The following is a 25627-nucleotide window of genomic DNA, read 5'->3' on the forward strand; positions in this document are numbered from 1 at the left end:
ATGGCCGCCGCGGGATGGAGCAGTCTGGTAGCTCGTCGGGCTCATAACCCGAAGGTCGTAGGTTCAAATCCTGCTCCCGCAACCACCTTCCAAAAAGGCCACTCTAACGAGTGGCCTTTTTGTTTGCCTGTCGATTAGTATTTTCGATCAAAAGCAAGAAACCAATTGACAACACTCTTCCCCTGAGTAGAATGGCCGCCGCGGGATGGAGCAGTCTGGTAGCTCGTCGGGCTCATAACCCGAAGGTCGTAGGTTCAAATCCTGCTCCCGCAACCACCTTCAGATAAAGGCCACTCAAACGAGTGGCCTTTATCGTTTCCGAGTATTGATCTTCCTCAGTTTCACATAAGCCAAGCGGGCCTATGCTGGAAACACCTGCCACAGATGCAGGACATTACCGAGGAAGCCTGTATGAACTGGAAGAACCCCCCACCACGCTATGGAAGCCTGTCCATCGGCCTGCACTGGCTGATGCTGATTCTGATCGCCGCCGTCTACGCCTGCATCGAACTCAAGGGCAATTTCCCCAAAGGTAGCGATACCCGCGAGCTGCTCAAGCAATGGCACTTCATGCTCGGTCTGAGCGTCTTCGCTCTGGTCTGGTTGCGCCTGCTCGCTCGTGCGCTGAGCCCTACCCCGGCCATCCAGCCCGCGCCACCGAGCTGGCAGAACCTGCTCGCCAAGCTGATGCACCTGGCCCTGTACGCCCTGATGATCGGTGCGCCGCTGGCTGGCTGGTTGATTCTCAGCGCCGCCGGCAAGCCCATTCCCTTATTCGGCCTGGAGCTGCCAGCACTGATCGGCCCGGACAAGGCACTGGCCGGGCAGATCAAGGAATTGCACGAATTGGCCGGTAGCGCCGGCTACTGGCTGATCGGACTGCACGCGGTCGCTGGTCTGTATCACCATTACGTGGTGCGCGATAACACCCTGACGCGCATGCTGCCGGGGCGCATTTGAGGTGAAGACGCCTCTGGTCAAGTGCCCGATCCGCCGCTAGAATTGCGCACTTTTTGATCAGAGGCGCCACCCAGGCGCCCGTTAGAGGTTAGCCCGCATGTCCACCGCCACCCCGAAAGTCGGCTTCGTCTCGCTCGGATGCCCATAGGCTACATTTTCTAAACTAAAATCGCAGGCACAAAAAAAGGGGCCCGGTACCGCAGGGACTCCCCCACGGCACCGGGCCATTTCATTTCGGTGATTGAGCTGCCTGCCGCTCAATGCACGCCAGCACCTGGCGGGCACAGCTCAGCAACGCGGCGTCAGCGGCGTCCAGCGCTTCGCCCCACTGTTCATTCACCAGCACGACCGGTCGATAAGGCAGCCGACACGGCACCAGGCTGCACTCCATGCGGGGCTGTGTAGGCGGCGGGGTCGTTGGTTTCGGGGCGCTCGTACAGCCGGCCGAGAGAAGCAGGCACAGCACCAGCGAGATACTCAGCGACTGCTTTGTCATTGCGTTTCAACTCCGCGAATTCAGCCGCCTGGGCTGATCGGTTAAGGGCAACTGCCTGATCGAGCAGTTGCATGCGGCGCTCAATCTCAGCCAGGTCACCCAGGGTTTTCTGCTGCTGCGCAAGCACATCGGCCTGCAGCTCGATCAGTTGCTCGGCCTTGACCAGATCGGCCTGGGCGGTATCGGCACGCTGAGCCTCGATGTCGATACGCGGCGCCATGCCCCACCAGACAACGCCGGCGGCCAGGGCCATGAGCAGCAGCACGCCGCCGGCCTTGGCGGCCAGTTGGTACTGGGCGGGAATCACGCCGCCACCTGCAGCGTTTCCAACACGCGCGCATAGTTGGCGCCCCACTTCTGCCGCAGCTTGCGGCGCTCGGGCGGGGTTCCGCGTTCATACGCACCGGGGCGCCAGTTGCGCAGGTAGTACTGCCAGGCACCCTCGACGTCACCCAGCTCCGGCAGTGGCAGCGGGTCGGTCCAGAACAGCAGGCGGGCGAACACGGCGTCGATCACGTCCACCTGGCCCGGCAGCGCGGCGAACACACCGTCAACGGTCGGCTCGATGCCCAGCGCTCGGCAGGCGGCGATGGCAGCATCGCGGCTGCTCTTGTGGCGCAGTACGCCGGCAACACCGCCGCCACGCTCGAACTGCCAGATGCCACGGGCCGGGCCGCATTTGCCGGGGCGAATCGGCAGTTGGCACTGCTCGCGGTTCGGCGCCTCCTGCAGATGAGCAGTCAGCATGAGCTGGTCAACCTGGGCGCGCTTCTCGGCCATAAGCGCAGGTAGCAGCGCGAGCGCAGGCGTAATTGCCTGGTCACGGATCTCGTTCAGGGTCATGGATTTTCTCCAGGCAAAGAAAACCCCGCGCTCGGCGGGGTCTTGTATCGTTTAGCGCCGCCTATTCGAGCGCCGGCAAACATCAGCCATGCCCGCCACCGAGCGATGCCGCTTGAACGCAGCGCATTGAGAAACACGCGATCTGCGTCGGCGCGGCTCAGTGTCCCGGCTCGATAAAGCCAGTCGTGTAGCACGGCGGCAGCGTGGCCGTACTGGCCCAGCAGCGCGAACGTCAGCGGCCAGCGCGGGACTGAAGCGAAGTCGGTCTCGAAGCCGGCCGGCACATCGATCAATCCGTGGTCAGGGTCCAGATATGAAAAAAGCGCCAGGAGGCGCCATGTTTTGCGGTCGGGTAGTAGCTCAGCTTGGAGTGGGTTCGGGAAGCGGTTCATTTGGCCAGCCCTCCTCTAGCATTTCGGGCGTCAGCGTGCCGGCCTCCAGCGCGTCGAGCAGTTCGGCCTCCCGATTAAAGCAAGCCTGTACATGCGCCCGTGCAGCCGTAGCCACGCCTATGATCTGCCCGGCCGTCAGGTCAACGAAGCCGGCCACCGTCTTCCAGCGCAGCGAGTAGTTCGGGTCAAGCATGGCCTGAACCGTTGCGCCAGTGATCAGCGCCTGACTGTCTCGACCTGTGTCGATGTGCATTCCGTTTAGGGTTATGCCGCCTGTCTCGGCCTGCCAGCGCCGGGCGGCGATTTGCTGGGCGGTCAGTGCCCGCCGATCTGCATTCTCCTGCTGCCGTGCTGCTAGCCACTCCGTCTCGGTCATCACCCCCATTACGCCAGGCCGGTCGGTGTCGCTGCTGTCCGGGCAAGTACCGAACAGCTCGGGTGTGAACGCGGGGTATTGGCTCTCCCGAGCCCAAACGAACTGCAGCCCGACAACTGACGGCATGGCCGGCCCATTTCTAACCGGACTGTCGGTTACTGATATTCCGGTTACGGCATCAACATAGGTGTATTTCAAGTAGCGCATTTACATGTCTCCGCGATGCGCGAAAGCGCGGGTGAGCTTGTTATCAACGGGGTGCCCGTGGCGCAGCATGCGGCGAGCGATATCCGTGCGCTCGCGGTAGGCGGCGCACTGGCGCATGAGGCCCAGGTAGCTATTGGCGCTGCTGCGCCGGGACTCCGCATCCCCGGCCGTGGCAATCCGGTGGAGGGCGGACGGCAACATGCGTCCTCGCAAGATGCGGCGCCAGGGCTTGATGACCTGCCCCACGAAATCCACGCCACGGTCGATGGGCTGCAGTACGGTCTTGGTCGGGTTGATTGCCGCACGCAGCCGCGCAGCCAGAAACGCCTCAATGCGCACCTTGGCTTCATTCAGCCACTCGGTGCTTTCATGCAGCAGGATGAAGTCGTCAACGTAGCGGATATAGCCCTTCGGCTTGATCTGGTGCCCGACGAACTGGTCCAGGGCATTCAGATATACGTTGGCGAAGAACTGGCTGCTCAGGTTGCCGATGGGCAAGCCGCATCCGTCTGCTGCGCGGAACAGGCTCTTGTGTCGAGGCACCAAGGCCATCAGCTCCGGTGGGCTGCGCACGTCCACCTGCGGAAGCGGGTCGTGGAATAGGATTTGCTCGGTGATACTGCGAGTCCAGCCGTTCCCCAGCTTCGGCTCGAGCAGCCCGAACAGGGTCGGCCGATGAATCGACACGAAGAAGTTCGAGAGATCCAGCTTCAGGTAGTAGGCGCGGCGAGACCAGTTCTGCGTAACGCTGCGAACCTGGCGCTCCAGCCGCTTGGCGCCGTACAGCGTGCCGCGACCTGGGATGCAGGCGCAGCTGGCCGCCGAGAACGTCGCGTGGAACGCCGGCGCGATGCGGTTGTACATGACGTGATGCACGATCCTGTCACGAAACGCAGCGGCCCACACCTCGCGGGGCTTCGGGTTGGTGACCACGAAACAGCGGCTCGCGCCGATCTGGTACCGGCCGGATGCCAGGTCGTCGCGCAGCCTGCACAGATTGCGAGCCAGACGCAGCTCGAATGAGATGGCGCTGTCGGTGTTGCGCTTGCCTTTCCTGCAGTCGCTGTAGGCGACCACGATTTCTTCCATGGTTGGGGTCATGTCAGCAGGCTCCTGCGGTGTTATCTGCGGACGGGGCGCACCAGGTACGCATTGGTCTTGTTGTTGTTGTTCTGGTTGCCATCGCTGAAGCGCTGGATCCAGGCGTTGTTGGCGGAGTTCTCAGTCGAAGTTGCATCTTCACGTCGCCCAACCGAAGGCATGTGCCGATCAGCCGGGAAACTGCCCGTAGACCTGCTGCAATGGTGCAGCTGTTTCGCAAGGGCCTGTCGTGGGCTGCAGCCCAGGGACGCAACCAGATAAATCGCGCGGGAAGGATCACCGTGGCAATCCAGCAGCGGGCGACGCGTTGAGCCTGCTGACATGATTTTTGCGCGAGGCGTTACCGCTCGCGGCGAATTTCTGCCATCCGCCAGCCTGCCGGCCGATATCGGCGGTCAGTTCTGCGGAGCGGGCGTATTGCTTGAGGCTGATCAGCTTGAGGTCGGAGGACAGCTGCAGCAGCATTTCCACGACCTGCAGCGTTTCCAGCAGCTTGCCGATATGAGGCAGCTTGTCTTCCGCCGCATTGGCGCGATAGATCATCAGCACCAGAAGCACCGCCTCGTTGTGCAGGCGATTGCCAAGCGATGGCCGAAAGTCGCGCGCGAAGTGACGGATAAGCTCGGTGACCAGGCTCAACAACTCGTAGCTGGCGCGGTAGATCGGCAGGTTTTTCGATTTAGGCATGGGCACGCTAAACGCAGGCCCGCGCACGCGCGGGCATTAAAGGGTTAAGGGCTAAATTTTGAATCTGCGGACGGGGCGCACCAGGTACGCACTGGCCTTGGGGTTGATGTACTGGTAGCCATCGCTGAAGCGCTGGATCCAGGCGTTGCTGGCGGAGTACTCAGTCGAGGCCCAGTACCAGGTAGGCACCGTGAATACCTCTGGCCCGCCCGCCTTGAATGCAGCGGCACCCGTCTGCCCTGGGGTTACTGCGGTGTAGTTGGCACCCGCAGGCACGCTGTTGTTGTTAGCGCCGTGAGAGGTACTGTTCGCCGTCGCGTCCGGCTTGAGGTTGCGGTAACAGACCTCGAGCTCATCCTTAGCCGGCAGATACCAGTCGCCGAACCCGCCGCCGTTATACGCGCGGCAATACTGGGCGGCCGCATGCGTTGCGTTGTTCATCGCATTGGAGTTGGCCAGGCCGTCATTGAGACTGGACGTGCCAGTGGTAGCGGTGTTCGCGTTCTTCCAGGGCAGCGTCGTCTCCGCCGCTTTTGGCGCGACGATGACAATGTACACGCCGTCAGCCTGCTGGACTTTGCCGGCGTAAAACCCGCCCCCGAACGGCTGACCAAAAATGGTCGGCAGGAACTGGTCGGCTGTGCGGAAAGCCAGCTCCGCCCATTCACCGGGACCGAATGTTTCGCCGATGTGCCGGACTGCCACGTGATAATCGGTCGCTACGGCAAGTGTGTTCTGCGGGAGCGTGATGCTCAGTTTGTTGATCGAATTGCCCGGCGACGACCAAACGAGCTCCCCTGTCCGCACTGGGCCTGTCCAGATTTCCCAGTCGGTCGCTGCGTGGATGTCCTCGTTCGGCCCGATAAGCGCAAACGGCCCCGTCGAAAGAGTGGGGTTGCCCATGGCGCCGGTAGGGGCCGGCGAGGTAATGATCGGGGCCGCTGGGCGCTCTGGCAGGATGTCGATGAGCACATCGCGCCGGGAGTCATCAGCGAACACAGTCAGCGTGGCCGGCCCGGCTGAGGCCGGGGCGGTGAAGTTGATCGTGCTGCCAGAAATCTCAGCAGCGCCAGCGGATACCTGCACCACGTAGCTGCTGAATGCGTCGAAATTGGTGATCTCGATCAGCACGCTCTGCGTGACGAATACCTCGGTAGGGCCGTCCAGGCTAATGCGCGAGCCATCGGCGCCAGGGGCATTCAGTGGGTACGCCACCACTAGACCAGAGCTGTTGGTGACGTACTGATCGTACCCGTCGCCCGACCGGACGTAGTAGATGGCATCCGCCTCCAACTCGGCCGGCAGGGCGGCAACGACTTTGTGATGCTTAATCACTGCCATAGGATCACCAGTTGTTAGTAGCCCAGCGAGTAGTCACGCCCTGGCCGTTGTAGGTCATACCCTCACCGTCGGCGCCGATGAGGTCGAGCGTTGCCTTGTTGGAGTGGCTGTGCGCCAGGCTCACTGCGTTGTCGAGCTGCGCGGGCGTCGAGCTGGGGCCGTCGACGATATCGGCCCAGTTAAGCACCACGTCCATCGACTCGTACTCGGCCACTTTGTAGGTTTGCTCAGCCGTGGCGTCGTATGCATAAAGCGCTGAACCGGCGTCGACAGTCGGGTCAGCCGATGCATCGATCACCAGGATCATCGCGTTGGCTTCGAGCGTAGCGATCAGCGCATCACGCGCGGCAATGTCGGCAACGATCTGCACCGAGCTGGCGGCGCCAGACCAGTTGGCCAGGGCCTCGCTGATCAGCGCGTTGATCATTGCCGAATTGCCCACCGCCCGCGCCACACCGGCACTGTTGGTCAGGTAGCTCTCGGCGTAGTTGCTGTTTTCGACGTAGTAAAAGGCGTTGGCTTCGAGGCTGCCTGGCAGCGTGGTGACCTTGTAGAATCGAACTTGAGCCATGAGGCCTCCTGATTACCATTCGGTACCGCCCCACTCAGTGGGCGGCACGTAGAGCCCGGTCGGGCGGTTCTGAATCTGGTTGTTTGGGTCTGGGCTGATGGTCGCGCCATCAACCCCGTTACGCCCCGGCGGCCCCTGCGCCCCTACCGCCACCACAATCGCCGGCGGTGCCACCGGCTCATGCACCAGCACAAACGGTTGGCCGGCGACGATCACATCAGGCGCAGCGGCCATGGGCACCTCCTCGGCGCACGGTCACCGGGCCGTCCAGCCAACGGTCCACGTCGCCGTTGCTCCATGTAATGTCGAGCGCGTAGGTCACGCCGTCGAGCGGGATGGCCGCGCTCTGCGCTGGCGTGAGCACGATGTTCAGCCGCCCCACGCCCAGCACCTGCAGGCCGCCATCGGGCGCGGTGGTCAGCTCCAGGCTGTAGCCAGGGCCGGTGAGCGTGAGCACTGCCGTTGCATCGGTGAGGTCGACGCCTGACTGGTACACCAGCCAGCCGCCGCGGGCGTTCTGCTCGGCGCCGTTGAGGGCGTTGATTTCCACCGTGTCGTCATCCACCACACCGACCATCCACGGCGCTTGCTGCGGCGGTTGGCGGTTGAGCGCGGTGAAGCCGCTCACACCCTCCACCCAGCACGGCCACTCGGCCGGCAGGTCGTGCCCTGGCACGGTGAGCCGCAGGGATGGAGTTTTCTGCACCTCGGCGATGGCGCGGCGCTCCCAGCGCGGCTGGAGCAGGTAGAGCGGTTTGCGGTTCGTTGCCCCAGGAACAATGGGCAGGTCTAGGCAGGCCGGCTGCATGGCTGGCTACTCCGTAATATGGGGTGATACCGATCAGCCGACGGGAAACGAGATCCCGTCAAACTCGAAATAGTCGGATGCCGTAGGGCCGTTGACATGATCGATGAAAATCATGCCGGCCCCATCAATGCCATCCTCGGTGATTGACATACGGCGTATGCGGTCCCCAATGGGTTTAGTTGCATAGAACTGCTGCGCCGGTCTCCAGCCCACTGGCAGCTGCGCTAGTGGCTCGCCGAGTTGTGCGAGATCAATCCACTTAAAGCCGCGCAGGTAGACTACCCCGCCGATTCTCCGAGCATCCGGCGGGTACACAAAACCGCCAACAGGCTCCAGCGTTACCCAGCCGCTATCGTCCACACCGCCACCAAAACCCGCCAGTTGCGCCGCGGTAACTGTCGCCATCACCAGCGTTCCGGCAGGCCACAGGGCGGCGTCCGTTCCCTCTCGCCCGCGCTGGAGCGTGTACCCACCACCCGCGCCGCCGATTACATGAGCAATTTCGAACACCCCACCGCCGGCCTGGGCCAACGCTGCTGAAAACACCACGGTGTAAGCCACGCCATCTGCTAGCCCAAGCCTTGCGATCGCATCACTTGGCACCGGCAGCGCATCACCATCGACCGCCAATACGTCGTCAAGCTGGTAGATCCAGTTGTCGATGAAATTCATGTTCATACCCATGTCTGATAGGTCGTCGGGTTATTCCGCACCACAGCTCCCGTTAGCGGGTTGAACGCGCCGTAGATGAATGGAATGGGATTGCTCGCCTGGGATGTGGTGGCGATTTTGTAGAGCCCCGCATCAACGCCGGCTGGCGTAACGGCATCGGCGCACCAGAACTGGTAGCCGCTCACGCCCGGCACCTGAATGTCTCTAACCGCAGGCGCCAGTATCTTGTTTGACAGAATCACCAGGTCAGCCGGGTTCGCAATGCCGCTCATCGAGTAGTCAAACTGCTGCATCGCAGATGAGCCGGGAAACGGCAGATTGCGCGAGGGCTCATCATGCGGGCCGCCAGGTACGGATGCATTTACCACCACCTCGCCCGCCACGGTGCGCACGGTATGGGTGACGTTCGACCACGTCGGGCCTTCGCCGTTGCGGCTGTAGTTCACAGTCACAGCCAGGTCATTCACCAGAGCCGCCACGCGGTCACCGCAAATGACTTTGGTGGTGATGGTCGTGTCAAACGAGTGGCGGAGCGTTGTGGTCGTACCGTTCATCTCGCCGGCGAACTCAGTTTCACGGCGAAATTTCACCGTCTCCACGGTGCCGTCCATGCCGTACCAGGCCCAGATAACCGCCTCGATCGCGCGCAGTTCATAGCGCGAACTTGGCTCAGGCCCGCCCCCGGTACCGATGTATTCCCAAGTCACTGCATACGGCGCGATCAGGTGCGCCGCTAGGCTGAAACCCACCTCCGGGTCGCCCCGCAACTCAATCTCGATGATTGACCGCGGGATCGAGTAGACCTGCCCGGACACCCGCCACGGGCAAATCGCGAACAGCGCCCGGCGACCGTCCGGGCTGTTGTCGAGAAACTGCACGCGCAGATTCGTAAGGTCGGCAGGCTTGCCGCCCAGCCCGGCATCGGCATAGCTGACGAATATGTCCGGCACGGCAGTGGCCGCCCAGCCAAAAACCAAGCCGGATAGCCGCAGGCGGTTCAGCGGTTCCTGTACCGTAATCGCGAACTGCCTGCGCATCACGCCGTAGCCGGGCGTGTAGAACGGGTAGCGTCCATCACCGTCGAAGCTCATCTGCCCGTAGGCCACCGAGGCAAAAGCTTCGTTGCCGAGGTACCGGCTGCGCACAATCGCCTGGCTCAGCCACTGCTCGTCAGGGTCTTCTGTTTCGACCTCTGGCACCGGCATGCCGATATCCCAAAGATGGGTATTGTGGTAATCGACATAACCGCACGGCACCACCCGGCCACTACCAAACGAGAGCGAGCCACTGCCCGCACTCGCGCCCTGGATAAGGCCGTGCCAGGGCCAGCCCCATTGCACGATCTCCGGGTCAACCGGGCTGTTAGGAAACCCCATTGGCAAACTCCAGAATCACTTCGTCATCGTTGGCATCCTGCATCACGAACTTCTTCACGCTGCGCCACCGCACCCAGGCCAGGCCGTCTGTGGTCGGCAACAGCACCGGGTCGTAGTACTCGCGCGTGCTGGCGGTAGGCTCCACCAGCGGGCTGGCAATGCCGCCGCCGGTTGCCGGTGGGGCGGCATAGTTACCCCGCCCCACCAACGCCGGCACGCTGCCACGCGGCTCGACGCTGCGTAGGCTCGTGCGCTGGCGTGGCTGGCTAATAACCGCGTTGAGGTCATCGACCTCATCGCGCCCCGTGCGGCGGCTCACTATCGCCTCGCCGGTTGCCCGGCGCGACGCTTCGCTGGTGGCCTGCCTCGAGGCGCGCATACCCGCTGCAATCGCGGCGCGCTGCTGTGCAAGTGTCGCCATCTACAACTCCAACAGGTCATTGGGGATAGCCACGCGGTAGTGCGCGGTCACATCACCAGTACGCTCGTCGCGGTATATCTCGGGAATCTCTACCGCCTCGACGTCGAACCGGCGCGGGAAGTCCTCGGCGGTAAGGTCGTCTTTCGCGTCCCAGTTGCCCGAGAAGCCCAGGCGGGTATCGTCATACGGCGGAATAGCCAGACCGGTGTACGGGTCGTTCAAGCGACCGCCCAGCTGCGTGACCAGCAGTGATCCACCCGAAACCGGTTCAAGGCTGGTGTCCGGCCGGGCCGGCACGGTGAGCGGGTCACCCACGCCACCGCCGCGACTGATCGCCACGCTGATGGTGGTGATCGCCGTGCCGCCCTCGATATCGATGCGGTGCTGGATGCGCCGGCACTTGCCGAGCGCCAGGGCCTTGTCCTCAAGGCGCAGGGTGTGCACGGTGTCGATGCCCAGCGCCAGGTCGGTCGGCACCTGCCAGCTGAGCGTGGTGCCACGGTGCGCGCTCAGCAGTTGCACTGCACCGCCCCACAGCAGGGTGAGCAGCGCCGAGGTGCGGCGCACTTCGTCGGACAGGTCCGTGTAGTCAGGCGTGCTTGTGCTCGGCTTGCTCGACTCCCACTCATCCGCTTGCGCGCTTTCGATGGCCACGCTGCCGCTGTCGCGGGCAATCACCTGGGTGGCTTCGTCCTCGCCGCCGGTCGCAGTCAGCAACAGCTTGTAGCTCTCGGTCACCTGCTGCACCCAGCGCCGCCCACCGGAGGCCGTGGCGCTCAGCCAGAGATTGTCGAAACGGTTCGTCCAGGGGCTACCATCGCCGCATGGGTCCGGTAGGCTCAGCGGCAGCTTGGAGCCACCCACACCACCCACCATGGTCAACCCGGCGCCGGTGATGGCGTCGATGATCATCTCAGTGGTCGGCAGGTCGCTGGTGTACGTGCGCCATTCGCAGAAGCCCGGGATGCCTGAGCTGCTCGCGTGCGGGTGCGTCCAGCCAAAGCCCTGGATGTGCTGCCAGAGGCGCGGGAAGCGGTAGCCGGCTTCGATCTCCAGGCGGTTGGTGGCGGCGCCAAGCGGTTGCAGGTCAATCTGCACGCTCTCGAACAGCGTGGTACCGGGGCCAAACACGAAGTGCGGCACCACGGCCGCCGCCCAATTGGTCACGCGCACCTGCCCGGTCGGCGAGCAATCCAGGCTGGCGGGGCGGCTCTCCATGCGCTCCTGCGCATAGTCCCAGCGGCTGCGGCCGGTCACCGGTTCGAACAGGTCGGCGGACCAGTGGCCACCGGTCAGTGCGTCGATGGCCTCGATGCTCATGCCCTCAACGCGCTGCTGCAACTGGTCGCTGCAATCGCACGCCAGCAGGCGCCAGGTCGGGTCCCATTCCGGCATTTCGATTTTGCCGGTGAGCAGGCGCTGTTCAGTGATCACGCCATCACGGTTGCGGCTGATGTAGTCGATCACAACCGGCTTGCCTTTCCAGTCGTCCGGCACCACAGGGCCTGGCGGCAGGTACAGCACGAAGCCACCGACGGCGGCGGCGCCCTCCTCGAGGTCGACGTCGATCATGCCGGTAACCTGGCTGGTGAGGTCTACCCCATCCACCAGCAGGCGCACGCGCCAGTTGAAGGCCTGGCCACGCACCACATACTCCGGCTCGTAGGTCGAACCCAGGGCGACAGCAAGCGGGCCGCTGGCCAGCGGCTGAGCTCCGATCAGCATGGGTTAGGCCTCTTGCCAGGTGGTTTGCCAACTGTGGGTATTGCCGGATGAATCCTGGTTCTCGCTGGGGCGCTCGCAGAACACCGAGAACACCGGCAACCAGCACACGCGGTACTGCGTGGCGCCAGCGACTGCGGCCAACGTGGCAACGCCTGCGGTGACGCTGCAGGTGGTAGGCACCCAATCACGGCCAACCAGGGCCAGGCCCCACGGCGCGAAATCCGGGCGCGGGGTGCTGGTGAGCGTGTACACCAGGCCGACACCGCCAATGGCTTCGACCTTGGTGCTGCGCAGCTCCAGCGGCAGGCTGTAATCCAGCCCTACCAACCCCGGAGGCATCCAGCCCTGGCCGCTGATGGTGCCTTGCATCTTCGTCCAGTGCGTTTGCTTAACGCCCGCGCCGTCACTCATGCGCAGCACGTTGCTGCCCGCGCCGAGCGGCTCCAGCGTTTCGACTGGCGCGCCCGAGTGCAGCACGAGCTCGACACCGCCGAGCATGATCCGTGGTAGAGACATTCAAGGGCTCCAAAAATAGCAAGCCTCCCTGCTACGCTGATTGGCTCCAACACCACACAGCGAACCATGGAGGTTCCTTTGAAAACGAAAGAGCATTACGAAACGATCAGGCGCCTACGCCAAGTCGAAGGCGAACTGGCCTACTCGCTCGACGTGTTCGGCGACAAGTTGGCTGAGCGGGAGAAGTACAAAGCCGTAGACGGGATCGACGCCGTGCATTTCTACCTAGTGCACAAGTTCGGCTGGCTGCCTTCAGTGGTACGGAGCATGAGCCCGGAGGACCTTCGCTTTGTGCTGCTGGAAGAGATGGCAGGTTTTACGCTGCCGAAGGCGGCGAAGGCTTAGCCCCGCTCAGCTAGCATCTGCTGCTCAAGCCGCGCCACCCGCGCCTTGAGCAGTTGCAACTCCGTTCCGGCATCCGGTTTTTTGGGGCCAAGCCTCAATCCCAACGTGGATAGCCTGCTGGCCAGCTTAGGGCTGATACGGAAATTTTCCGTGCCAATACGTATTTCAATCACACCAAGATCGTTCATCGCTAACCTCGCAAAAGGCCCGCAGACGCGGACTTAAGAACCACCGAATTTCAGGCGCAGTCGCCGCATGCTGGGCTGCTGACTCGCCGGCACTACCGTCGTGACACTCTCCCCGCCTGGGAAATTCAGCGTCCATGATTCACCAGGGCTGGCCTGGTCGCTCAGTTGCTGCTGCAGCGCCGGGGCCAGCGATGGGATAGCGGGCATTGCACGAGGCGCGACGATGCCGCCCATGTCGTACCCGCGCATGCCTCGGCGCATGGCTTCGACCACGGCAACGCCGCCCGCCCGGGCAACGTCCAGCTGCGACCACACCACCTCACCGCGATGCACCACGCCAGCAGGTTCCAGCCGACCACCAGGGCCGGTGTAACCGCCGCCGGCGAACTGCGGCACTTGCAGATCACGAATCACGGTGTCTTGCGGTGCCACAAGATCCTTAATGATCGGCCCATCAGGGCTGACCACGCGCACCGGAATCACCACCTCTTTCTGGCTCAACTGCGCAACCAGCTCTTCGATGGTGGTACGCACCTGTTCGATGGTGGCGTCGTCGGTTTTCACCGATACCGGCAGCCCTTCCAGCTCCTTGGCCTTGTCCTTCAGTCGCTGCATCTCGTCCTGGATGCTTTTCAGCTTGTCCTCGGCGTTGCTCTGCTCCAGATCGTTGGCGGCGAGCTCGATTTGCTGCAGTTCCTGAATGAAGCCACGGAAGCCGTAGGTGTTCTCGCCGGCGGCCGCCAGGTCTTGCAGCATCTTCAGCGCTTCCTGCGCCAGGCGCTGCGCGCCCTCCACGTCACCGTTGGCCAGCGCATTGCGGGCACCGATTTTCAGGTTCTGCGCGGAGCTATAGCTTGCTTCACCGGTACCCCCCAGGCCGGCCAGCGCCTCCTGGTATCGCTGCTCGATCTTCAGGCGATCGTCACGCACCTTCTGCAGGTCGGCGGTGGCTTTCTTCTCAGCCGCCACCAGGGCCTTGGCGCCATCCTGAGCGGCCTTGATTTGGCTTTTGCGCAAGACTTCCAGATCGCCGATGTACTTGGCGTAATCAGCAATATCGCGCGCCCGAGACTGCTCCGTAGCAGCGGCAGCAACATCAGCCAAGAACTGCATCTCTTCGTTCAGGCCGGTCTGGTCTTCGATCAGTTTGGCCCTAGCCTTCGTGAGCATATCTAGCTCGGCCCGCACATCTTCCTCGCTGGTTCCAGTAAGGAAGTTGTAGATATCATCGGTGATGATTGGAGCTTCCAAGCTTTGGCGCAGCATTTTTATTCTTGCATCGATCTTATCCAGCTCGGTGATATTGCCGGTCGCAGCAGCAAACACAGCAGCGAACTGCGGCCCCAGCCGAGCAAAATCGGCAAGCAGCCCAGGAATCTCAGCAGCCACCTTCACCAACCACCCAGTGATTCCCTGCACAACACCCTGAACTGCTGGATCAGAGGCCGCCTCGGAGAGCCTCTTGATCTGATCAATCAAAGGCTGAACATCCGTACCGCCCACAGCCTCATTCATCACATCGCGCAGCCGGGTCATGGCACCGCCTACCGTGTCGGGCAGCGTTTCAGCCTCTGCCCGCAAGGTCTCCAGTTGCCCGGTCAGGGCATCGGTCACTACAGCGGCGGTCAACTCGCCTTGGGCCGCCATCTCTTTTAGCGCACCAACTGGTACGCCTATCCCGTCAGCCAGCGCCTGCATCAAGCGCGGCGCCTGCTCGGCAACCGAGTTGAACTCTTCACCGCGCAACGCACCAGCACCCAGCGCCTGGGCAAACTGGATAACGCCGTTCTCTGCCTCCTGCGCCGTGGCACCAGACACCCGAAACGACGTAGACACAGCTTCGGTGAGCCGCAGGATATCCGCCTGGCTGCGCCCCGCCTCACGCAGCGGGCGGCTGATCCGGCCATACAGCGTAACCAGCGACTGAATCGGTGCCTCTGTCGCCTCCGCAATCCGGCTCAGCTCACGCTGCGCGACGTTGAACTCCTCTTGGCTAGCAGTGGCCAGCCGCAACCGCGCATTCATCAGGTTGTAGGCATCTGCAGTTCTAGACACATAACTGATGGTGGACACAGCGGCATAGCCCGCACCAATGGCGCCAATCGCCCCACCGATCCCGCCACCCAACTGGGAAATGCCGCTGGCCCGGCGCTGCTCGGCGTTCATCTCACGTAGGGCTCGCTGGGTTTCACGCACGCGCTCGGTCATCGAGCGCTGGGCGATGGCCAGCTCCTGCGTGGTCAGCTTGCCAGAGGTACGAAGCAGCTGGTACTGCACGCGGACCTGGCCGATTTCAGCCTGCAGCTCGCGATAGCGATTCACGCCCAGGTTCTGGCGGGCGGCTTCAAGGCTGGCGGCGCGCTGCTCACGCACCAATTGAGCCAGCGCGGCAGACTGGGCACGGATGCCGCTCACTGCCTGCTCATTTCGGCCGGCCGCCAAGGTCCCCTGCAGTGCCTGGCTTAACCGCCGCTGCTCTGCAACCAGGTCGCGGGTATCAACGCCCGCTGCCTGCAGTTCGCGGCGACGCTGGGCCAGGCGCTGCTGGGCCGTGCCCTCTGCGCGTTCCAGCCGCCGGAGCTCATTTACGGCATCGCGGTACTGTGCCGTGAGTTGCTTGCTCGGCTCGGCAGTGCGAGCCAGTTCATCACCCAGCTCGCGCACGCGGTCACGCGCCGAGCGGGTTTGACGCTCAGTACCTTCCAGGCTGCTTTCCAGTTCACGGAAGGCGTTCACCTGTTTCAGCGGCTTGGCCAATTGATTCACCAGCCCCTGATACTCCTTGCTCAGGCTGCCAATGCCCTTAACAGCATTGTCGACGTCCGCGACTAGCCGCAGCTCAACGTCAGTCATACATCACCCCTTGATTGCGCGCAGGAATAAGGACCACGGGTAAGCCCAAACACCATGGTGGCCAAGCCGGACCAGCTTGCAGGCCACGTCATCCAGATTCTTCAGGCTGCTTTGCGGAGACTGGCAACCGTGGCCAGCATGCGAAAAAAACTGGGGTTTGCCTCCTTGCAGCCCTCCACCAGAACCTCCAGCTCGCTCGGCAACATCTCTTCCAGCTCCTCCGCTTTCAGCCCGGTGAACACCGGCAGATCGACCAGGCGAACCTCCTCCAGCAGCAGCTCATCAACCAGCCCGCCTCCAGGTTGCACATCGAGCAAGCCACGCACCTGGCCCACCGTCAGCTCCATGCAGCACACTCGCCGGCCACCGCTTAATGTTTTGATCACCGACTTACCAACAGCGCCTTCACTCATATCGTTCTCCGGGCAATAAAAAACCCGCCGGAGCGGGTTTGGTTTTCAATTGGTTCTTCTACAAAGTTGCTGCCAGGTCTTTTCAAACTCTTCCGGAGACATATCACTCTCCAGAACAGCCAACCCACCACCAGAAGCTAGGAATCTTTGATATCCCGTATAACCGCCAAAAGAGTTCTTTGAGTTAACCGATCCGCAAGGTACCCCAGACTGACCGATAAATAGGTCACTGAAACTCGCAGACTCAGGATCTTTAAGCCTTTTTCTTACATTTTCCTGTGCAATTCGCAAAATTGCATAACTCCGCCCGACATCGCTCTGAGCTCTATCAATGGCAGGCGCTTCACTTTTAGCTGCCAAAGTCGGGCTACCTGCTGGCTTGCAAGCCCTTGCGAGCACGACAAGCCCGATGACCAAAATCGCAGTCGCCGCCAACCAGACACTAGACCTAGAACCACGCCGCCCCCTATTAGGATTGACTGGGGGCTGCACCCGATCCGGCTCAGGTTGCCTTCCGGCTCCAGCATCTCTTCGAGCCTTAAGCTGCACGGCCTTCTCATAGAAGGCGCCACACTCCGGACATCGAAGAGGGTCTCCAAAGGCAGCGACTGGCGCCTCATGCTCACATACTGGACACTGCATCGGGTTTCCCTCCCTATGGATATGGCAGGAACTCTAGCCGATCAGTACCAACACCGAAACCCAGCAACCGGCTGGGTTATCGGCAATACCTTGGTTAAGTGGCTATCCCGGCGACCGCTGGGCGGATTCCGCCAGCGCTAAGCGGCTGATCTCGGCCGCCATTGCTAGCCAGATCAGCGCATCCAGTGTTTTCGCTGCAACCACACTCGGACTGATTCCGCCGGGCGCCTGGTCAGCGTTGGCCATGTTGTAGAGCTCAGTCATGGCGCTTTCGATACGCCCCAGCGCTTCCTGCTCAAGCCAGATGCCTGGGCCCCGGAAATCTCCAGCCTCCCAGCGCTGCCGGGCCAGTTCACGCGCGGTAACGAAATTTGGGTTGGTTGGGAACTGCACCACGCTAGCCATATCAACCCCTCGCTACAGGCCGAAGCACACGGCCCAGATCAGCCGCATCCTTCTTCAGTTCGTCGAGGATTTCCGCCTTCCAGCGCAGGGCTGTGACTGGCGCACCGTCGCTGTGTTGCCGCGCTGTGTCTTCGTAGCGCGCCCAAGGCTCGCCCTTGAGCGTATGCCTCCAGACTGATCGGCGCCCTTTGCGTTCCGTCTCCTGATAGCCAAGCCGCTGGAGCAACTTGTTGAATGACTGTGGCGACATGCCCACTCGCTCGCCGAGATCCTTCGGCGTGAAGAAGAGAGCGTCATTGCCCGACGGCAATGCCTTGATATCCAGCAACTCTAGCGGGCCCACACCAATTTGGCGCTTTACCAGCTTGTCGGCGTAGAAGCGTCCCTGGTTATCCTTCAACCCCATCAGGTCAGCGAGCCGCAGGGATTGCTCGGTCATGTCCGCCACGGTGGTGATCAGCTCCAGGCGGGTGGCCTGGAACTCTTTGAAGACACCCTGAGCGAACTCGGCTTGGCCACGCTGCTGCGTTACCACCGCATCGAAGGTACGGATGACCTGCAGGTGAAATCTAGGACTGATCCACATTGCGTAGGCATAAACCAGTTCCTTGCAGACGTACGTTCCTTGGTTCTTACCTCCCTTGATGGTCGATACCGGATTTTCGGTATCGCTTATTACGGGATTTCCGGTAGTTTCCAGCTCACCAATAAGCTCAACGGTTTGAGCGTTAGCCAACCAGTAGCTTGGACCGTGCCGCTTTTCGCCGCCTGACGCTTTATGCAGATCGTTCAGCGAGTAACGCCCTTCTGCATCCTGGCGAATGCCAGTACCAGCAATAATCAGCTCGCTCATCACTCAGCCCCCAACTTGGCCACGACCACCTGCATCTGATCAATCTGGCCTTGCAGCAGCCAGAGCAGATTGGTGATGGTGGAAGGGTTGTAGGTGATGCCGTCGCGATCATGGATGCTGCCCATCAGCATGGTGACCAAGGCGCCGGAGCGCAGCAGCATGCAGTTGAGCAGATCATCAAGGCAGATGGGGTCGATATCGCCGACCAGCGCAAAGGCTGCCTCGGGCGTATCCAAAAACCGCCGCTGTTCTTGCCCAGCAGCCTGGGCCGTGCTAGCTTTATTCACGCGAATCACCTCCAAACGGTTTGCATCCGAGCCCTGACGTTGCCGCGTCGGGGCTTTTTCTTGCGCGGTGTTCATGCCGCCTCCTCTAGTTTTTTCGCCTGCTCCAGCCGATACACAATCTCGGCATTCTGGCTGCGCCTATTCAGCGCCGCCTGAACCTTGATCCAAACCTTCAATTCCTCTGGTACACGTACCACCATCTGCGGGTCAGCCCTCATAGCGCCTCCTTACCAAGCACTTTGCTTTATTGAGATTAATTTATAGCAATCTGCTTTGTTGCTGTCTATAGCAATCTGCTAGAAAATCGGCAAATGACTAAACCAGACCTACAAGTAAACTTCCGGATGCCCGCTGACCTTAAGGCTCAGCTGGAAGAAGCCGCCCGCCAGAACAACCGATCGACAACGGCGGAAGTGGTGGCTCGCCTCCAAGAAAGCTTCACCGAGAAGCGTGTTGCCGAAGGCCGCATGACGGCGCTGGAAATCAAGTCGCTCATGACCGAGATGACGCTGACGGGCACGATGCTTGGCTTGATGCAGCAGATACCGCGAAGCGAAGAATCGGATGCTCTGACTCAGCAGCTGATTGACCGCCTCGATGCCATGGGTGACGTTCAGGCTCGCCTTAGCGCCTTGATCGACAAATTACCGGTGCGCGAACCCGACGATGAGCTTTCTCTCGAAAAACGCGGCAACACCCCATCCCCCACCGCCAAGCGCCCCTTACGCAAGCAGACCAGGCCGCTGGGCATGGATCAGGCCGAGTGGGAGGCCAAACGGCGGGAAGAGCTGACCGTGCTGGACGCGGGCGTGACCCTTGATACCGACATGGAAATCCCTACCACGGTAAAACCAGAGCGCCGCATCCGCCGACGCGAAGAAGACAAGTAGCCCGCCCAACAAAAAGCCCCGCATTTGCGGGGCTTTTTGGAGGTAATCACTCACTGCTGCGGCGGTACAGAGGGTGGCACTACCTGGCTTGCCTCCTGCATCTTGCCCTTCGCCATTTCCAGGCCAAAATCGATGGCCTTGTTGCCGACGTACCCTGCAACACCGAACACCACCGAGCCAAGTGCGATCACAACCGCGATGACAGTGGTGGCAACGATTACCTTGCGTTCTAGCTTCTCAATACGCTGAGACAGCACATCCTGCCCATCCTTGAGATCGCCACACTTCTCAGACAACGTAGTGATCGCACCCTCAAGCTTGGCAGTTGCCGCAGTCAATTGCACAACAGCCTGCATCGTCCAAGACTCGGCACTGGCCGGGGGCGGCGCAATGGGAGGCGTCGGAGTCGTGTTTTCGACTGCTGCAGGCTTTTTAGGGGTACGTGCCGCCATCTCATGATTCCCAGCGGGAGGATATCCAGTCCCAAATATTCGTTGGGCCACGGCCATAGTACGAGGAAACCCCCACTACGACGCCGGTACCGTTCGAACCGTCCGTTACGCCAAGGATGTTAGAAAGCTCCTGGGCGGTGCCGTGAAAGCTGATGAAAATGCCTTCTTTAGGCAGTTTGATGAAATCTAGGCGGTTCTCGGCCTGCAAGCTGGTCAGCGCACCGTTGAGTGCATCATGACCAGTAGCGGGCACAAAAAGAAATATGGCCATTTTTTTTCCCAGAACAAGCTAGCTGATTTCAGCCGCGCCGCATTATCCATTGCCAACAGTATGGGTCAAGTAGCCATCATTCAAGCGGGCTAAAAATACGAAATAGTTACTAGGTTAGGCAACCAGTAGCTAAACGCATACTGAGGTACAGCGCAGGCGATGTACAGCTTAGGACTTCCAGGCAGTGCTGTCGTTCATACTCCCAGATGAGCCATCCCTGGCCACCACCTCACGCTACGTCCTTGATTTCCATGTACTGCGACAGCCCGGTGCCTTGCTTGGTCGGGTCCTTCTCGGCCTTGGCGGTGAACTCCATACCCTGGAACTCATCGCCAATGAGGCTCATCGAGGCCGGCGAGTGGTTCACGCGATAGATCTCGATCACGCGGGGCTTGCCGGAGTTGACCTCGTTCAGGCCGAGGAACTTCAGGCGGTAGCGCTTGCCGCTGGCCACCAGCGCCTGAATGGTCGCGTGGGCGGCATAGGAGTAGTCCACCTCCACTGCCAGGCCTGCATCGGTCACCGCCCCGCCTTCCAGAACTTCCGGGTAGCCGGCAGCGTTGATGATGTAGTCCGTGTCGAGCACCAGCGCAGCACCACCAGCAGCCGGCGTGATAACCACGTTAGTGGCCCCCGGCTTCACCAGATCAACCAGCGCTCCCGGATAGATGGTGTGCTCCTCGCCGGTAACGGTGCCAGCCACCTCGTCCTCACTCGAGCCGAACACCGCGCGAGCGATGTTTGCGGCCTTGAAGTGGCGAGCGTTGTAGGTGATGTTCAGGGCCTGGATTCGCACCACCGAAGCGTCCAAGCCGCCGCCCGGGGTGGTGTAGTCCTGCTCTTCGATTTCCTGCGACTGCCCTTCATAAGTGAAGCTGCTGCAGTTGCCGATAAAGATCAGGCCCTTCGGATTGTCCAGGTCTTCCAGATAGAGCTTGCCGGTACCGAGGTACGCGCCGCGGAGATCAGCCATTGTTCACTTCCTCCTGCTGGCCGCCAACTACGCCCTGCTTTTCCAGCCAGGCCTTCTGTTCAGCGGTTACTTTGATTTTGTCGCCAGCCTTACAGCGCTGACGGCCATGGATGTGGGGCTTGGCGAGGGTAACCTCGACCTTCTCCACTTGGCCGGAGTCGGCCGTTTTGCTCTTGCTCATGTGTCACTACCTCTGATGACGATGTGAAGTTGCAGGGGGAACAGCAGGGTGCCGGCTGCCAGGCCGTCACCAGGGGGGAACAACTGGGTGGGCTCGAAGCTGACCTTGTACGGGCCAGGCCGCCCCCACGGGTTGGGCGTGCCGCCACCGACCATCACGCAGCGGGCGATATCGCAATACAGCTCCTCGAGCAGGTCGCGGTAGTTATCGCCACCCTGCACTGCGCCGACTACCCGCCGCCCGATGCGCAGCTCCCGTGCATCACCCGCGTCATCGCCCGGCACGTACAGGCCGGGCTGCAGGGCGATGAAGGGAAACACCAGGTCATCGTCCTTCATCAGGTCGCTGAGCCAGCCTTCCTTGATGCGCGTGCCAGCGTCGGTCAGGTAGCCATTGGCGGGCGTGATCTGCCCGAGGCGGTCGACCAGAGCCTGGGCCGCCTGCTTGATGGGGTTGGTCATAGGTCAATCCGCCTCAGTTGGCGTTCGGTCTCGGCCTCGAGCTTGCGCTCGGCGTCGGCGCCGATGTCTTCGAGCTTGGTGTTGAGCACTTGCGAGGGAGACGGCCCGTGCAGCACTTCCAGCGGCAACCGGGGCTTGCCGATGCGCTCGGCAATCAGCCCGCCTTTGGGGCCAATCGGGGCGATGAAGGCGCCCTCGTTCAGCTCCGTCCAGCCTTTGCCAACATCCACCCGCACGCCAGCCGCTACGCGCTTGCCGTTCTTCCCTTGCCGCCACAGTTGGCGGTGCGGGAACTGGCTGAGCGTTACGCCGCGTGAGCGGGCGTAGATGATCACGCGCAGGTCTTCCGGCGTGGCGGGTATGAAGTTGACTTCCCTCTGGATGTAACTGGGCTTGAGGTTGATCTCGTCGCGGATCTCGCGCCAACTCTGGGTGCGCGTGCTGCGGCCTACGGTGTTGAGTGCCAGCTGGATGGCACGCCGAAGCTTGTCCGGCGCGGCATCGAAGCGGGTGGCATCACCACGGAACTCGACCCGCACGCTGTCATAACCGGCCATCAAGTCACCTCCAGCAGCTCCCAGCGCTCGACAATGCCGTCGGTGTCGATGAAGTCATGCAGCTTGAACCGGCCTTCGGCCAGCTCCAGCAGCCCGCCGCGCTTGCCACGCACCTGGTGGGTACGCAGCGAGGCGACGATCTTCACCGAGCGAAACATGCCGTCGGCGCCGGTCACCGCCACGTCGCGCCCCAGCATCACCTCGCAGCCTAGCGGGGCGCCACTGGGTGGCGTGTAGGTCGGCTTGCCTTGGCAGCGATCCTCCCCGAACACGCGGAAGAGGCTGTCGTCAGCACGCCGCATGAGTCGGTCGAAGTCGCTGCTCATGGTCAGTCGCCCGAGTTGTCGTCGCCGGTGCCGGTGTCATCACCTGCCTGGGTTGGTTCAGCGGCGGATTTCGCGCTACCAGTGCCGGTTTCGACGATCAGGCCCTTACCGAGCAGTTCCTTCACCAGTGCCTTGGGCACTTCCTGCGGCTCGGCACTGGGTTTGATGACGAGCTTCTTGCCCTTCTCCAGGGTCTGGATCGTGGCTTTTACGATGTACTTGGCCATGCGTGCATACTCCATGGGCCGCCTGATCAGGCGGCCTGTTCAGATGGCGGCCGCTCAGGCCACGGTGATGACGACGAACTCGTCGGCGTCGAACAGCGCCGGTACCGGCGCGGCCTGCGTCTGCAGCCACTCGACGCTGGGGTTGTCGGTGAACCAGTTGGACGGGTAGCGAGTGGTTTCCACGATGCCCATGTCGTTGGCCTTGGCATCCTGAATACCGCCGTAGGCCATGACGTTGTCCGCGCTGGCGGGTGCCATCAGCAGAGTGTTGGCCGGCATGTAGTTAAGCTTGTTGCCCTCGCCGTCTTCGTACTTGCCGGTGTAGACGGTGATCTCGTACTCGCCGAAGAAGCCCTTACGCATGACTTCCTTTTCCAGCTGCGGGCCAAGCTCGAGCTGGGAGGTGCTCCCGCGACGGGTTTCCAGCTTGTCCTTCACGGCTTGGAAACCGCTGAAGAGTCGCCAGGCCAGCTTGTCCATCATCAGCACACCGACTGTGCCATTGGCGTTTACGGCCCAGTCTTCCAGGTCGTTGGTCGGGTCGTAGGTGTCCGGGTCAACGGTGTCCCACTTGGCGGCACCAGCCAGCACCACCTGGTTATCCGGGCTGCGCCCGTAGTCGACTTCTTGGGCTTCGTAGTCTTCACCTTCGACCACGACCTTACCGGTGAGCACCGCCTGGACGGCCATCCATTCCTCACGGGCAACGATCTCCTGCTCGTGGTCGTTGAGGATATCGGCGCGGATAGCGTCCATGCGCTGGGCTGGGCTCAACTCGCCGTTCAGGGCTTCACCAGGGCGCCGCTTGAGCGTGCGGCTTGGCTTAACCACGTCGGTCGGTTTGACGTAAGCCGGCGTGAAGGTCAGCAGTTGACCGCCACGCTCGCGGCGCGCCCGGCCGGAAGCCATCGGCGACACGAACGGAGCAAGGCGAACGCCCTTCTTGATCTTGTCGAAAGCCACTTCTTCGGTTCCGAAGGTGGCCACGGTGGGGAAAAACATCTGGATGAACAGCGGGGTGAACTTCGGCAGGATCTGCTTCACACCCAACAGAGTGGTCGTATCGTAGCCAGCGGCCATGGTTCGGTTCTCCTGAAACGAAAAAGGCCGCTTGGCGGCCTTGAGGATGGTGTCGCCCGCGCTTAGACGGGCAGCTGCAGGACGATGGGCGTGCCCACGAATGCAGCGAGTTTTTGCGCGGTGGTCACAGCGGCCGGCCAGACAACGAGCTCCGGGTTGAAGCTGCCGCCGGTGATCATCTGCGCCTCGGCGTCAGCAGTGCTGGCGTCAGTGGCATAGAGACTCAGGCGCACTGCCTTCTCGGAGCCATCATCGGCGGCCGGGTCCCAGGCCACGAACTTGCCGGTGGCAGTGACCTGGCCCATTGGCGTACGGGCCGCCAGGTTCTCGCCGCTGGCGATGGTGCCGAGCGCTGTGTGGTACGGGTGAGAGCCGGTGATCCAGTTATCGGTGGGTTCGTTGACGATGCTCATGCGAGTTTCACTCCCGTGGCAGCGGCGTAGGAAGCGGCGATTTCCTGGGCCTTGGTGGGTTTAGCGTCACCGCCACCAGAGGTGAGGTTCGGCTGTTCTTCGTTGGCCATCATCTTGTCCAGCGCGGTGCTGGCATCGAGGGTGGCGCCCTGCTCTTTCTCAGCAGCTGCCAACATCGCGCCGGCGTCCTCGACGGACATCGAGGTATTGAAGGCCAGGTGGTTGGCGAGCTTGCCGCGCCCTTCGGCTTCGGCGTGATGCAGGATGCCCTGCACGCGCGTGCGCTCGGCACTGGCGGTTGCAGCGGCGTCGGTATTGGCCGGGGCCGGGCTGGCCGCCTGGGCAGGCGGTGCAGCTTCGGCAGTCGGCGCGGGGTTATCTCTAGCCATGCGTTTGACTCCTAGGGTTGTCACCCTGCCCGGGGTGGACAGGTATTCAGAAAACTCGGCGACGGCCTCATGGCCGTTGACCAAGGCATCGGCGAAGCCGACATCGATTGCCGCCTGGCCACGGAACACCGCAGCTTCGGTGGCCAGCACCGCCTCGCTGGAAATCCCCAGGTTGCGGGCGACCAGTTCGGCGAACTGTTGGCGTAGCGCGTCGGTGTCGGTCTGGAAGCGGCTCAGCACTTCCTCGGGCAGGTCCTCGTAGGGGTTGCCGTCGACCTTGCGCGCACCGGAGTGGATGAGCGTGACCTTGATGCCCTCCTGCTCCAGGTAGTTTTCGTAACTGGCGTGGGCCATCACCACGCCGACCGAGCCGACGTAGCCGGTCTGGGTAATCAGGCGGCGGTCGGCCGCGCTGGCGAGCGCCATGCCAGCGGAGCACGCAGAGTCGCAGGCCATGGCCCACAGCGGCTTGCCGGCTTGCTGTGCAAGCTGTCGCAGGCGGTCGGCGGTATCGAAGCAGCCGGACACCTCGCCCCCAGGCGTGTGCATGTCCATCAGCACGCCTTTGACGTCGCTCTCGGCAAGCATCATCGCGAAGCGGTTGATGATGCCGTCATAGCCGGTCATGCCGCTGGTGGGCTTGAGGTAGCCGAACTTGTGGGCCAGCGTGCCCTTCACATCCAGCAACGCGATGCCGTCCACGACCTGGAACAGAATTTCTTCTTCGCCCCAGCCGTTGATGCGCGTCTTGTTGTAGGTGCGAGCGTCCACGCGCAGCTTCTGGCCCATGTCGATGGCGCCTTGCTCGTCCTTCAGCTCGGTGATGTTCAGCCGGCTGCCGAGCGCGCTGAAGAACACGCGCGCGTAGGCCGGTTCCAGCAACAGGGGTGTGTTCAGCACCCGGCTGGCGATTTGCGGATAGTTCATGG

General features: G+C 62.1%; 37 protein-coding genes, 2 tRNA genes and 1 pseudogene. 5 read left to right on the forward strand and 35 right to left on the reverse strand.

The window, feature by feature from the left end:
- Positions 1-8 precede the first annotated feature (8 nt).
- The 3 genes from EGJ86_RS07175 to EGJ86_RS07185 all read left to right on the forward strand — a co-directional run bounded on the left by EGJ86_RS07175 (position 9) and on the right by EGJ86_RS07185 (position 960).
- A tRNA-Met gene (locus tag EGJ86_RS07175) sits at positions 9-85 on the forward strand.
- A gap of 114 nt (positions 86-199) precedes the next feature.
- Positions 200-276, forward strand: a tRNA-Met gene (locus tag EGJ86_RS07180).
- A gap of 135 nt (positions 277-411) precedes the next feature.
- Positions 412-960, forward strand: a complete 549-nt coding sequence (locus EGJ86_RS07185; protein ID WP_125834581.1) for a cytochrome b — start codon at positions 412-414, stop codon at positions 958-960.
- 229 nt (positions 961-1189) lie between these two features.
- Here EGJ86_RS07185 and EGJ86_RS25175 read toward each other — a convergent pair.
- The 16 genes and pseudogenes from EGJ86_RS25175 to EGJ86_RS07260 form a co-directional block, all read right to left on the reverse strand.
- Positions 1190-1369: pseudogene (locus EGJ86_RS25175) on the reverse strand (hypothetical protein); the annotation flags it as partial.
- Positions 1293-1763, reverse strand: coding sequence for a hypothetical protein (locus tag EGJ86_RS25290; protein ID WP_125834582.1), 471 nt, complete (start codon positions 1761-1763; stop codon positions 1293-1295). The gene EGJ86_RS25290 and the pseudogene EGJ86_RS25175, both read right to left, overlap by 77 nt.
- On the reverse strand, positions 1760-2299 hold the full coding sequence (locus EGJ86_RS07195) for a hypothetical protein (RefSeq protein ID WP_125834583.1): 540 nt from the start codon (positions 2297-2299) through the stop codon (positions 1760-1762). Before EGJ86_RS07195 ends, EGJ86_RS25290 begins: the two co-directional genes overlap by 4 nt.
- Positions 2296-2691 (reverse strand): DUF1353 domain-containing protein, encoded by a 396-nt coding sequence (locus EGJ86_RS07200; protein WP_125834584.1) that lies wholly within the window; start codon positions 2689-2691, stop codon positions 2296-2298. Before EGJ86_RS07200 ends, EGJ86_RS07195 begins: the two co-directional genes overlap by 4 nt.
- Complete coding sequence (locus EGJ86_RS07205) at positions 2660-3274, reverse strand: DUF4376 domain-containing protein (RefSeq protein ID WP_256672367.1); 615 nt, start codon at positions 3272-3274, stop codon at positions 2660-2662. Before EGJ86_RS07205 ends, EGJ86_RS07200 begins: the two co-directional genes overlap by 32 nt.
- A complete protein-coding gene (locus tag EGJ86_RS07210; protein ID WP_125834585.1) occupies positions 3275-4375 on the reverse strand; it encodes an RNA-directed DNA polymerase in 1101 nt (366 codons plus the stop codon). It abuts the gene before it with no gap.
- Between the two features lie 276 nt (positions 4376-4651).
- Positions 4652-5062 (reverse strand): four helix bundle protein, encoded by a 411-nt coding sequence (locus EGJ86_RS07215; protein WP_125834586.1) that lies wholly within the window; start codon positions 5060-5062, stop codon positions 4652-4654.
- A gap of 51 nt (positions 5063-5113) precedes the next feature.
- Complete coding sequence (locus EGJ86_RS07220; protein WP_218565878.1) at positions 5114-6403, reverse strand: DUF1566 domain-containing protein; 1290 nt, start codon at positions 6401-6403, stop codon at positions 5114-5116.
- 4 nt (positions 6404-6407) lie between these two features.
- The gene (locus EGJ86_RS07225) at positions 6408-6974 is read right to left on the reverse strand and encodes a hypothetical protein (RefSeq protein ID WP_125834587.1); all 567 of its coding nucleotides are present in this window, start codon (positions 6972-6974) and stop codon (positions 6408-6410) included.
- Positions 6975-6986: 12 nt separating this feature from the next.
- On the reverse strand, positions 6987-7208 hold the full coding sequence (locus tag EGJ86_RS24960; protein WP_158620895.1) for a hypothetical protein: 222 nt from the start codon (positions 7206-7208) through the stop codon (positions 6987-6989).
- On the reverse strand, positions 7192-7650 hold the full coding sequence (locus tag EGJ86_RS07235) for a hypothetical protein (protein ID WP_125834588.1): 459 nt from the start codon (positions 7648-7650) through the stop codon (positions 7192-7194). The genes EGJ86_RS24960 and EGJ86_RS07235 overlap by 17 nt, the downstream gene beginning before the upstream one ends.
- A 165-nt stretch (positions 7651-7815) precedes the next feature.
- Complete coding sequence (locus EGJ86_RS07240; RefSeq protein WP_125834589.1) at positions 7816-8454, reverse strand: hypothetical protein; 639 nt, start codon at positions 8452-8454, stop codon at positions 7816-7818.
- Between the two features lie 2 nt (positions 8455-8456).
- Positions 8457-9830 (reverse strand): hypothetical protein, encoded by a 1374-nt coding sequence (locus EGJ86_RS07245; RefSeq protein ID WP_125834590.1) that lies wholly within the window; start codon positions 9828-9830, stop codon positions 8457-8459.
- Positions 9817-10251, reverse strand: a complete 435-nt coding sequence (locus EGJ86_RS07250; protein WP_125834591.1) for a hypothetical protein — start codon at positions 10249-10251, stop codon at positions 9817-9819. Before EGJ86_RS07250 ends, EGJ86_RS07245 begins: the two co-directional genes overlap by 14 nt.
- Complete coding sequence (locus tag EGJ86_RS07255) at positions 10252-11976, reverse strand: hypothetical protein (protein ID WP_256672369.1); 1725 nt, start codon at positions 11974-11976, stop codon at positions 10252-10254.
- 3 nt (positions 11977-11979) lie between these two features.
- On the reverse strand, positions 11980-12492 hold the full coding sequence (locus EGJ86_RS07260) for a hypothetical protein (RefSeq protein WP_125834592.1): 513 nt from the start codon (positions 12490-12492) through the stop codon (positions 11980-11982).
- Positions 12493-12570: 78 nt separating this feature from the next.
- Between EGJ86_RS07260 and EGJ86_RS07265 the strand changes: the two genes are divergently transcribed.
- On the forward strand, positions 12571-12837 hold the full coding sequence (locus EGJ86_RS07265; RefSeq protein ID WP_125834593.1) for a hypothetical protein: 267 nt from the start codon (positions 12571-12573) through the stop codon (positions 12835-12837).
- Here EGJ86_RS07265 and EGJ86_RS07270 read toward each other — a convergent pair.
- The 8 genes from EGJ86_RS07270 to EGJ86_RS07305 form a co-directional block, all read right to left on the reverse strand.
- Positions 12834-13025 (reverse strand): hypothetical protein, encoded by a 192-nt coding sequence (locus EGJ86_RS07270; protein ID WP_125834594.1) that lies wholly within the window; start codon positions 13023-13025, stop codon positions 12834-12836. The two genes, EGJ86_RS07265 and EGJ86_RS07270, sit on opposite strands and share 4 nt — an antisense overlap.
- Positions 13026-13058: 33 nt before the next feature.
- On the reverse strand, positions 13059-15878 hold the full coding sequence (locus EGJ86_RS07275; RefSeq protein ID WP_125834595.1) for a tape measure protein: 2820 nt from the start codon (positions 15876-15878) through the stop codon (positions 13059-13061).
- A 101-nt stretch (positions 15879-15979) separates the two neighbouring features.
- Entirely contained in the window at positions 15980-16291 is a 312-nt protein-coding gene (locus tag EGJ86_RS07280) for a hypothetical protein (RefSeq protein ID WP_125834596.1), read from the reverse strand.
- A 45-nt stretch (positions 16292-16336) separates the two neighbouring features.
- Positions 16337-16651 (reverse strand): hypothetical protein, encoded by a 315-nt coding sequence (locus EGJ86_RS07285; RefSeq protein WP_125834597.1) that lies wholly within the window; start codon positions 16649-16651, stop codon positions 16337-16339.
- A 384-nt stretch (positions 16652-17035) separates the two neighbouring features.
- Positions 17036-17338: a hypothetical protein gene (locus EGJ86_RS07290; protein WP_125834598.1), complete on the reverse strand. Its 303-nt coding sequence runs from the start codon at positions 17336-17338 to the stop codon at positions 17036-17038.
- 1 nt (position 17339) lies between these two features.
- Complete coding sequence (locus EGJ86_RS07295; RefSeq protein WP_125834599.1) at positions 17340-18191, reverse strand: KilA-N domain-containing protein; 852 nt, start codon at positions 18189-18191, stop codon at positions 17340-17342.
- Positions 18191-18553, reverse strand: a complete 363-nt coding sequence (locus tag EGJ86_RS07300) for a hypothetical protein (RefSeq protein ID WP_125834600.1) — start codon at positions 18551-18553, stop codon at positions 18191-18193. Before EGJ86_RS07300 ends, EGJ86_RS07295 begins: the two co-directional genes overlap by 1 nt.
- On the reverse strand, positions 18550-18696 hold the full coding sequence (locus EGJ86_RS07305) for an Arc family DNA-binding protein (protein WP_125834601.1): 147 nt from the start codon (positions 18694-18696) through the stop codon (positions 18550-18552). Before EGJ86_RS07305 ends, EGJ86_RS07300 begins: the two co-directional genes overlap by 4 nt.
- A 93-nt stretch (positions 18697-18789) precedes the next feature.
- Between EGJ86_RS07305 and EGJ86_RS07310 the strand changes: the two genes are divergently transcribed.
- A complete protein-coding gene (locus EGJ86_RS07310; protein ID WP_125834602.1) occupies positions 18790-19368 on the forward strand; it encodes an Arc family DNA-binding protein in 579 nt (192 codons plus the stop codon).
- A 50-nt stretch (positions 19369-19418) separates the two neighbouring features.
- Here the strand turns inward: EGJ86_RS07310 and EGJ86_RS07315 are convergent, their stop codons facing one another.
- The 11 genes from EGJ86_RS07315 to EGJ86_RS07365 form a co-directional block, all read right to left on the reverse strand.
- Positions 19419-19820 carry a hypothetical protein gene (locus EGJ86_RS07315; protein ID WP_125834603.1) on the reverse strand — a complete coding sequence of 134 codons (402 nt, stop codon included), beginning with the start codon at positions 19818-19820 and terminating at the stop codon, positions 19419-19421.
- 1 nt (position 19821) lies between these two features.
- Positions 19822-20091 (reverse strand): hypothetical protein, encoded by a 270-nt coding sequence (locus tag EGJ86_RS07320; protein WP_125834604.1) that lies wholly within the window; start codon positions 20089-20091, stop codon positions 19822-19824.
- A gap of 229 nt (positions 20092-20320) precedes the next feature.
- Positions 20321-21064: a hypothetical protein gene (locus tag EGJ86_RS07325; RefSeq protein WP_125834605.1), complete on the reverse strand. Its 744-nt coding sequence runs from the start codon at positions 21062-21064 to the stop codon at positions 20321-20323.
- On the reverse strand, positions 21057-21245 hold the full coding sequence (locus EGJ86_RS07330; RefSeq protein ID WP_125834606.1) for a hypothetical protein: 189 nt from the start codon (positions 21243-21245) through the stop codon (positions 21057-21059). Before EGJ86_RS07330 ends, EGJ86_RS07325 begins: the two co-directional genes overlap by 8 nt.
- Positions 21242-21706 (reverse strand): hypothetical protein, encoded by a 465-nt coding sequence (locus EGJ86_RS07335; RefSeq protein WP_125834607.1) that lies wholly within the window; start codon positions 21704-21706, stop codon positions 21242-21244. Before EGJ86_RS07335 ends, EGJ86_RS07330 begins: the two co-directional genes overlap by 4 nt.
- Positions 21703-22263, reverse strand: a complete 561-nt coding sequence (locus EGJ86_RS07340) for a phage tail protein (protein ID WP_074681687.1) — start codon at positions 22261-22263, stop codon at positions 21703-21705. The genes EGJ86_RS07335 and EGJ86_RS07340 overlap by 4 nt, the downstream gene beginning before the upstream one ends.
- Positions 22263-22589, reverse strand: a complete 327-nt coding sequence (locus EGJ86_RS07345) for a hypothetical protein (protein ID WP_125834608.1) — start codon at positions 22587-22589, stop codon at positions 22263-22265. The genes EGJ86_RS07340 and EGJ86_RS07345 overlap by 1 nt, the downstream gene beginning before the upstream one ends.
- A gap of 2 nt (positions 22590-22591) precedes the next feature.
- The gene (locus EGJ86_RS07350) at positions 22592-22816 is read right to left on the reverse strand and encodes a hypothetical protein (protein ID WP_125834609.1); all 225 of its coding nucleotides are present in this window, start codon (positions 22814-22816) and stop codon (positions 22592-22594) included.
- 54 nt (positions 22817-22870) lie between these two features.
- Positions 22871-23896: a major capsid protein gene (locus EGJ86_RS07355; protein ID WP_125834610.1), complete on the reverse strand. Its 1026-nt coding sequence runs from the start codon at positions 23894-23896 to the stop codon at positions 22871-22873.
- Between the two features lie 62 nt (positions 23897-23958).
- Positions 23959-24309, reverse strand: coding sequence for a head decoration protein (locus tag EGJ86_RS07360; protein ID WP_125834611.1), 351 nt, complete (start codon positions 24307-24309; stop codon positions 23959-23961).
- Complete coding sequence (locus EGJ86_RS07365; protein WP_125834612.1) at positions 24306-25625, reverse strand: S49 family peptidase; 1320 nt, start codon at positions 25623-25625, stop codon at positions 24306-24308. Before EGJ86_RS07365 ends, EGJ86_RS07360 begins: the two co-directional genes overlap by 4 nt.
- Positions 25626-25627 lie beyond the last annotated feature (2 nt).

Origin of the sequence: Pseudomonas sp. o96-267 (assembly GCF_003935465.1) — a bacterium.
In the GTDB taxonomy this organism is placed as follows: Bacteria; Pseudomonadota; Gammaproteobacteria; order Pseudomonadales; family Pseudomonadaceae; genus Aquipseudomonas; species Aquipseudomonas sediminis.